At 71.2% G+C, this 7,395-nt stretch carries 9 protein-coding genes and 1 pseudogene; 6 read left to right on the forward strand and 4 right to left on the reverse strand.

The annotated features are described in order from the left end of the window. The first annotated feature begins 168 nt into the window (after positions 1-168). The 6 genes from fabD (at position 169) to FV242_RS31565 (ending at position 4,726) form a co-directional block, all read left to right on the forward strand. A complete protein-coding gene (fabD, locus tag FV242_RS31535) occupies positions 169-1,110 on the forward strand; it encodes an ACP S-malonyltransferase (RefSeq protein ID WP_147941681.1) in 942 nt (313 codons plus the stop codon). Positions 1,111-1,127: 17 nt separating this feature from the next. Continuing rightward, positions 1,128-1,865, forward strand: coding sequence for a 3-oxoacyl-[acyl-carrier-protein] reductase (gene fabG / locus FV242_RS31540; protein ID WP_147941682.1), 738 nt, complete (start codon positions 1,128-1,130; stop codon positions 1,863-1,865). 277 nt (positions 1,866-2,142) lie between these two features. Further along, positions 2,143-2,382: an acyl carrier protein gene (locus FV242_RS31545; protein WP_007559070.1), complete on the forward strand. Its 240-nt coding sequence runs from the start codon at positions 2,143-2,145 to the stop codon at positions 2,380-2,382. Positions 2,383-2,568: 186 nt separating this feature from the next. Next, the gene (gene fabF, locus FV242_RS31550; protein WP_147941683.1) at positions 2,569-3,831 is read left to right on the forward strand and encodes a beta-ketoacyl-ACP synthase II; all 1,263 of its coding nucleotides are present in this window, start codon (positions 2,569-2,571) and stop codon (positions 3,829-3,831) included. A gap of 305 nt (positions 3,832-4,136) precedes the next feature. Beyond that, positions 4,137-4,388: a DUF4926 domain-containing protein gene (locus tag FV242_RS31560; RefSeq protein ID WP_147941684.1), complete on the forward strand. Its 252-nt coding sequence runs from the start codon at positions 4,137-4,139 to the stop codon at positions 4,386-4,388. Further along, a complete protein-coding gene (locus FV242_RS31565; RefSeq protein ID WP_147941685.1) occupies positions 4,385-4,726 on the forward strand; it encodes a DUF6883 domain-containing protein in 342 nt (113 codons plus the stop codon). The genes FV242_RS31560 and FV242_RS31565 overlap by 4 nt, the downstream gene beginning before the upstream one ends. Positions 4,727-5,033: 307 nt before the next feature. Here FV242_RS31565 and FV242_RS31570 read toward each other — a convergent pair whose 3' ends face one another. The 4 genes and pseudogenes from FV242_RS31570 to FV242_RS31580 form a co-directional block, all read right to left on the reverse strand. After that, positions 5,034-5,759 carry a YidB family protein gene (locus tag FV242_RS31570; protein WP_147941686.1) on the reverse strand — a complete coding sequence of 242 codons (726 nt, stop codon included), beginning with the start codon at positions 5,757-5,759 and terminating at the stop codon, positions 5,034-5,036. Between the two features lie 170 nt (positions 5,760-5,929). Next, entirely contained in the window at positions 5,930-6,100 is a 171-nt protein-coding gene (locus FV242_RS35025) for a hypothetical protein (protein WP_187193645.1), read from the reverse strand. A 98-nt stretch (positions 6,101-6,198) separates the two neighbouring features. Beyond that, the gene (locus tag FV242_RS31575) at positions 6,199-6,468 is read right to left on the reverse strand and encodes a hypothetical protein (RefSeq protein ID WP_147910680.1); all 270 of its coding nucleotides are present in this window, start codon (positions 6,466-6,468) and stop codon (positions 6,199-6,201) included. 494 nt (positions 6,469-6,962) lie between these two features. Next, positions 6,963-7,395, reverse strand: a pseudogene (locus FV242_RS31580) (hypothetical protein); the annotation flags it as partial.

Genomic DNA, 7,395 nt, shown 5'->3' on the forward strand with positions numbered 1-7,395 from the left:
GGGGGCAGCTGCGGTGCTTCGCGGCGGGCAGGGTCCGGGCGGGTGGCGGATTGTGCGACGCATTGTTGACACCCGCTGCCCCGGGTGCGAGTGCGCGCCCCATTCGAGAGTTTCGGCCGACACGGGCGGCGTTCGCGCGCCGCCCGGCGAGAGCGATCAAGACAAGCCATGCGCGCACTCATCTTTCCCGGCCAGGGCAGCCAGGCGGTCGGCATGGCGAAGGCGCTGGCCGAGGAGTTTTCGCAGGCGCGGGCCGTGCTCGACGAAGTCGACGACGCCCTGTCCCAGCCGCTCTCCCGGCTGATGTTCGAGGGGCCCGTCGAGGAACTCACCCTCACCACCAACGCCCAGCCGGCCCTGATGGCGGCGAGCCTCGCGGTCCTGCGCGTGCTGGAGGCCGAGCGCGGCCTCGACCTCGCCCGGGACGTCGCCTGCGTGGCCGGGCATTCGCTCGGCGAGTACGCGGCGCTCGCGGCCGCCGGCAGCCTGTCGATCGCGGATGCGGCCCGGCTGCTGCGCCTGCGCGGCGAGGCCATGCAGGCGGCGGTGGCGCCGGGCGTCGGCGCGATGGCGGCCCTGATCGGCACCGATGTCGAGGCGGCCCGCGGCATCGCCGAGGCGGCCTCGCTCGAATCGGACGGTGCGGCCTGCGACGTCGCCAACGACAACGGCGGCGGCCAGGTGGTGCTGTCGGGCGACCGGGCGGCCGTGGAGCGCGCCGTCGGCATCGCCACGGAGCGCGGGGTCAAGCGCGCCGTGATGCTCAACGTCTCCGCCCCGTTCCATTGCCGCCTGATGGCGCCCGCCGCCGACGCGATGGCGCGGGCGCTGTCCGCCGTGACCCTGCACGCCCCCCGGGTGCCGCTCTACGCCAACGTCACCGCGGCCCCGGTCGCGGAGCCCGACGCGATCCGGGCGGCCCTGGTCGAGCAGGTCACCGGTACGGTGCGCTGGCGCGAGAGCGTCGCCGCCATGGCGGGCGCGGGGGCCGACCAGTTCTACGAGCTCGGTGCCGGCAAGGTGCTCACCGGGCTGGTCAAGCGCATCGCGCCCCAGGCCCGCGCCGCGGCCATCGGCACGCCCGCGGACGTGGCGGCGTTCTCGCTCTAGGACAAAGGGAGTCCCGCATGTTCGATCTCACCGGCCGGAAAGCCCTCGTGACCGGCGCCACCGGCGGCCTCGGCCAGGCGATCGCCCGGGCGCTGCACGCCCAGGGCGCCACCGTGGCGCTGTCCGGCACGAGGCCCGCGGCGCTGGAGGCCCTGGCCGCGGAACTCGGCGAGCGGGCGAGCCCGGTGGCGGCCGACCTCTCCGACAAGGACTCGGTGGAGGGCCTGGTGCCGGCGGCCGAGGCGGCGATCGGGCCCCTCGACATCCTGGTCAACAATGCCGGCATCACCCGGGACAACCTGTTCATGCGGATGAAGGACGACGAGTGGGAGCAGGTGCTCGCCGTCAACCTCACCGCGGCCTTCCGGCTCTCGCGCGCGGCGGTGAAGGGCATGATGCGCCGCCGCTCCGGGCGGATCGTCAACATCGGCTCGGTGGTGGGCGCGACCGGCAATCCCGGCCAGGGCAACTACGCCGCCGCCAAGGCCGGCCTCGTGGGCATGACCAAGGCGCTCGCCGCCGAGGTCGCCTCGCGCGGGATCACGGTCAACTGCATCGCGCCGGGCTTCATCAGCTCGCCGATGACCGACGCGCTCAACGAGAAGCAGCGCGAGGGCATCCTGGCGCGGGTGCCGGCCGGGCGCCTCGGCGAGGGCGCGGAGGTTGCCGCCGCCTGCATCTACCTGTCGTCCGCGGAGGCAGCGTACGTCACTGGCCACACCCTGCACGTGAACGGCGGGATGGCGATGTTCTAGGTCCGAAGCGATGCCCTAGACACGCGCAGGCCACACCGATGAAGGGATTCTGAACGGCTCTCGCCAGGGCGGGAACCCTGTGCTACCACGCCCCGCAGCCGTACAGGGGGTTGACGGTTCAGCGGGTTTTCAGTCCAAGGCCCCCCGGCGGGGCCCTCCCAGTTCACCTCGAAACACGCGCGATCGACACCGGCTCGCCAACAAGCCCGAAGGGGCGCGGCGCGGCCACGGCACCCCGAGAAGACTGACAGACCAAAAGGACGAGGACGGAAGACCGATGAGCGATATCGCTGAGCGCGTGAAGAAGATCGTCGTCGAGCATCTGGGCGTCGAGCCCGAGAAGGTGGTCGAGAGCGCCAACTTCATCGACGACCTCGGTGCCGACAGCCTCGACACCGTCGAGCTGGTCATGGCCTTCGAGGAAGAATTCAACGTCGAGATCCCGGACGACGCCGCTGAGACCATCCAGACGGTCGGCGACGCGGTGAAGTTCCTGGAAAAGAACTCGGCCGCTTAAAGCGCCGGATTCGGTTTCACGCGGCGCGGGTGAGGCGAAGCAGCCCCCGCGCCGTTCTGCGTTTCGCGGTTCGGTGGCACCGATCCGGCCGCGATCGGTTGTTCGAGGTGCGCTCCGGCACCGGGCCGGCGTCGATGGCGGCGGGGGAGCGCTTCCCAAGACGGTTCTTGAGACGGGACAGGTAGCATGCGGCGGGTGGTGGTCACGGGTCTGGGGATGGTCACGCCGCTCGGCAGCGGGGTGCAGCACACCTGGAGCCGTCTGATCGCGGGCGACAGCGGCGCCGGCCCGATCCGCGGCTTCGAATCCGCCGACCTGCCCTGCCGGGTCGCCGCGCAGGTCCCGTTCGGCGACGGCACCGACGGCACCTTCAACCCCGACGCGGTGATGGAGCCCAAGGAGCAGCGCAAGGTCGATCCGTTCATCGTCTACGCGATGGCGGCGGCCGACGAGGCCCTGAAGGACGCCAACTGGCTGCCCAAGAGCCACGAGGACCAGTGCGCCACCGGCGTGCTGATCGGCTCCGGCATCGGCGGCATCGGCGGCATCTACGACGCCGCGATCACCCTCCACGAGAAGGGCCCGCGCCGGATCTCGCCGTTCTTCATCCCGGGCCGGATCATCAACCTCGCCTCCGGCCAGGTCTCGATCGCCTACGGGCTCAAGGGCCCGAACAACGCGGTGGTCACGGCCTGCTCGACCGGCGCCCACGCCATCGGCGACGCGAGCCGCCTGGTGGCGCTCGGCGACGCCGACGTGATGGTGGCGGGCGGGGCCGAATCGCCGGTCAACCGCCTGTCGATCGCCGGCTTCTCGGCCTGCCGGGCGCTGACCACCGGCTTCAACGACACCCCGGAAAAGGCCTCCCGCCCCTACGACCGGGACCGCGACGGCTTCCTCATGGGCGAGGGCGCCGGCATCGTCGTGCTCGAGGAATACGAGCACGCCAAGGCCCGCGGCGCCAAGATCTACGCCGAGGTGGTCGGCTACGGCCTCTCGGGCGACGCCTACCACATCACCTCCCCGTCCCCGGACGGCGACGGCGCCTTCCGCTGCATGACCGCGGCCGTGAAGCGCGCCGGCATCTCGCCCGCCGAGATCGGCTACATCAACGCCCACGGCACCTCGACGCCGATGGGCGACGAACTGGAGCTGAAGGCCGTGGAGCGACTTTTGGGGGATGCTGCCGCCAACGCGACGATGTCCTCGACCAAGAGTTCGGTCGGCCACCTGCTCGGCGCCGCCGGCTCGGTCGAGGCGATCTTTTCGATCCTCGTCCTGCGCGACGGCGTGATCCCCCCGACGCTCAACCTCGACAACCCCTCCGTCCAGACCAAGATCGACCTCGTGCCCTTCGAGGCGAAGCGCAAGCAGGTGGACGTGGTGCTGTCGAACTCTTTTGGGTTTGGCGGGACGAATGCGTCGCTGGTGATGCGGCGGGTCGCCTGACGGCCGAAGCTACTTAGTCTTGCGTGATTAAAAGCAGGGTCGCGGGTCTCAGCTGCGTTTCTGACTGTGCGATCCCGAACCTCAACCTCATTCTGAGGTGCTGCGCAGCAGCCTTGAAGGAGGCCTCCAGGGATTGCGTTGCTGGCTGGAGGCCTCCTTTGAGGCCTCTGCTTCGCTTCGGCGCCTCAGGATGAGGCTGCGGGTGGGAAAGACTAGGGACACCGGCTCTCGGGAGACCGATAGTCTTCAGCTTGGTCTTCGGAAACGGTGCTTGCGCAATCCCGGCACGCGCCTATCATGCCGCCATGACACTGGAATTCGCCTACCAGTTTCGGCAGGACGCATCGCGGTCGGGTCTGCGGGATCTCGACCGGGTTGCATTGATGACGGCTGCGACCAGCGACGATGGCGATGTGCTGGCACCGGGCACGGAGGGAACCATCGTCGGCGTTTATCGCGACGGTGAGGCCTACGTGGTCGAGTTTCCGACACCCGTCGGCGCGCTGGCGACGGTCCGGCCCGGGGACATCAGGCTCGTCGAGCGCGCCCCGGTGTGACCGCCTACGTCGAAGCGATCGTCTGGACCGTCGAATGGCCCAAGATCGTCAGCTACCTGCTCAACCCTCTGCATACCGATGGCGCCTCCAAAGCCAAGTATCTGCTGGCCTTCGGCTATGCCGCGGAGGAGCCCGAACGGCTCGCCGGTGATCTGGTGAAACATGCGGTCGATCATTGGCCGGGGCGCGCCGTGGTGCTTCCCCTCGGCTTGCCGCGCCGCGTGTTCGAAGGCCCTCTGGAAGCACCGGATGGACGTGTCATGTCGCTCCGCAGCGTTTGGGAAATCACCAGCGCTACGCAGTGGCGGTTCCTCACCGCTTACCCTTGGAAGTCCTGACGGGCGATTCGGTCTCCGCTGGAGGAGGACGTCGGCGACGCGCCGAATATGTTTGATGATCGTTCCAACCTCCCCCTCATCCTGCGGTGCCACAGAGTAGACCTCGAAGGAGATCTCCAGAGGTCACGGTGATCCCTGGCGGGCTCTTTCTAGGCTGCTGCGCAGCACCGCAGGATGAGGGAGAGATCGGAAAATCCGCTTGTGGCAGGCGGTGATCGCTTGAGCTCTTATGCTTCAGAAGATCGAAGCTTCGGGGCGCTTACGACCCACCAAGTCATTCCGGCTTTCACGCGGGTGACTGCAACTCTCACCACCCCCGCCGCTCCTCCGCTCCCGGCACCCGCCCCTGCGGGGTGAGCGCGTGCACCACCTCCGGCAGCGCCTGGGCGAGCTGCGAGAGCAGCGTCTCGCGGTCCATCCCGGTCTGGCTCTGGAGGGTGTCGAGGGTGTCGGGGCCGAGTGCCTGGGCGAGTTGGGCCGGGGCCACCGGGCGGTTACCGCCGTGGCCGATCCAGGATTCGATCACGTCGCCCAAACCGCCCTGGCGGAAGCGGTCGACCAAGCCGTCGAGGCCGCCGAGATCACCCTGTCCGTCATCCTGTCCGAACCCGCCGCGCGGGGCCGGGTCGGCGCCGGTCCGGGTCGGGCCGGACTCGCCCGGGCCGTCGAGCATGCCGGACAGGTCGGAAAAATCGCCGGGCGGTAGGGAGGGATCGGCGGGGCCGGCCTCCCGGCGCTGGCCGGACTGGTCCCAGCCGCCGATGTCGCCCGGGTCGCCGCGTCCGCCGGCATCGGCGGGGTGCTGGCCCGGATCGCGCCCGTAGGGGCCGGCGCCGCCGGACCGGTCGGCCTCGGGCCCCGGCTCACCCTGATGGCCGCGCCCGAAGATGTCGCCGAAGCCGCCGCTGGCGCCCTTGGCGAGCAGCAGCATCAGCAGGGCCTTCACCAGGGGCGACATTCCCCCGGCCCCCTGCTTCTGGCCGCCGAACACCTGACCGAGCACGCCGCCGATCGCCGATTCGAGCAAACCCATAAGCGTCCCTCCGGGGCGGGCTCCGCCCGGGCTGACAACGGCGTCGGAGGGGTGGGGGTTGCAGGCCGGAGTGGATGTTGCGCGTTCATTCCCTCCCCCGCAGAGGGGGGAGGGAGCGCGCGCGTCGTCGGCGGGGCGAACCTTCTTTGGAACGCCGCCCCCGTGGATCCTCAGCGGGCCAGCGAGGCCTGGGCCGTGCTGGCGTTCGTCGGCTCGACCAGCGGGACCGTGGCGGCCGAGAGCGCCAGGGCGGCCAGGAACAGGCCGGTGGCGGCGGCGCCGGCCCGGGGGCGCGGCAGGCGGAGGGCGTAGCGTCGGGCGGAGCGCGTCAGGTTCGGCATCGGATCGCCTCTTCTGGGTGTAGGCCCCATGGGCCATGCATGCTGACGCAACGTCGGCGGGGGGTGGACCGGTTCCCGTGCCGTTCGACGCCGCGGCGTCAGGGCCGCGCGGCCAGGCGGCGGCCCAGGGCGCCGAGCGCGCAGCCGGCGAGGTAGGGCGGCAGCATCAGGGCGGCGCCCTCCAGCCACAGGCCGAGCAGCCCCGGCACGATCCCGGCGAGCGCGATTCCCGCCAGCAGCACGGCCAGCCCGCACAGGGCGAGCGGCACCCCCGGCCGGGCCGGCCAGCCCGCGAGCGCCCCGACCAGCAGGCCGAGCGCGGACGCCCCGGCGAGTCCGGGCCAGAAGCCGGCGATCAGCAGCGTCACGGCCGTCCGGCCCTCCCGGCGGCGCTGCGGTAGGGCTGCCCGCCCCGCTCCCGCATCCTGAGAGGCCGTGAGGCCTTCGAGCGATCGCCCGTCGGTCTCCCGGGCGCCGAACGCGATCGCGCCTCGGGATACCGCGCCGGTCCCCTCTTCCGCACCGGAGTGCAGGCCTGTCGCGGTCCGTCGTCGACCACGGCCCCGAACCTGCGGGAGTCATCCCAACTCGGTTCGCGCGGCGGGATGGCCCTTCCGATCAACGCCGCCACGTCATCGTCTGTCCCGAGCGATGAAGCGAACGCCTCACAGCCTCCCACGAGCCGCCTCACCGCGGTCGCGTCGCAGGAGGCCCCCGGATGCCGCGGCGATCCCCGGCGCCCTCCTTCGAAGCCGCTGCGCGGCATCTCAGAAGGACTGGGCGGGTTGGGATATGGGTCGGTCACGAACGTCATGCGGCGGCGATCATAGGCGCAAACCGGCGCGGGCGCGCGGTCCTTCCCTCACGGCAGCAGCGCCAGGATGACGGGTCCGGCCGGCGCGTCCGGCCCGGCGCCGACCTGGTCCGGCCGAACGCCGGCCTGGAGCAGATACTCGATCACGGCCTGGGCACGCAGGCGCGTCAGGTCGAGGGGCGGGTCGTCCGTGGCCTCCTTGGGGGGCGAAGGCTTCGCGGACTTCTGGGACGACGCGGGCCTGGAGGCGGCAGACTTGCTCTCCGAACTCTTGCCCTCCGAACTCTTGCCATCCGCCTTCTTGCCATCCGCCTTCTTGGCGGCTTCGGGTTTCTTCGGGGCCGCGTGCGTCTCGGCCTGCGCCTTCGGGGCGGGCTTCGCGGGCTCCTTCGGCGCATCCTTGACCGCACCGGTCGCCGCCGGCTGGGAGGCCATCGGGGTCGGCGGGACCTCGACCGCGGCCCCTGCCCCGGCCCCCGCC

Origin of the sequence: Methylobacterium sp. WL64, assembly GCF_008039945.1 — a bacterium.
Taxonomy (GTDB): Bacteria; Pseudomonadota; Alphaproteobacteria; order Rhizobiales; family Beijerinckiaceae; genus Methylobacterium.

Bases quoted from the DNA above. Each gene is read 5' to 3' on its own strand.
- FV242_RS35025 (WP_187193645.1), bottom strand. From the start codon at position 6,100: ATGCCGAACCTGACGCGCTCCGCCCGACGCTACGCCCTCCGCCTGCCG.
- FV242_RS31545 (WP_007559070.1), top strand. From the start codon at position 2,143: ATGAGCGATATCGCTGAGCGCGTGAAGAAGATCGTCGTCGAGCATCTG.
- FV242_RS31560 (WP_147941684.1), top strand. From the start codon at position 4,137: ATGACACTGGAATTCGCCTACCAGTTTCGGCAGGACGCATCGCGGTCG.
- fabD (WP_147941681.1), top strand. From the start codon at position 169: ATGCGCGCACTCATCTTTCCCGGCCAGGGCAGCCAGGCGGTCGGCATG.
- FV242_RS31570 (WP_147941686.1), bottom strand. From the start codon at position 5,759: ATGGGTTTGCTCGAATCGGCGATCGGCGGCGTGCTCGGTCAGGTGTTC.
- fabG (WP_147941682.1), top strand. From the start codon at position 1,128: ATGTTCGATCTCACCGGCCGGAAAGCCCTCGTGACCGGCGCCACCGGC.
- fabF (WP_147941683.1), top strand. From the start codon at position 2,569: ATGCGGCGGGTGGTGGTCACGGGTCTGGGGATGGTCACGCCGCTCGGC.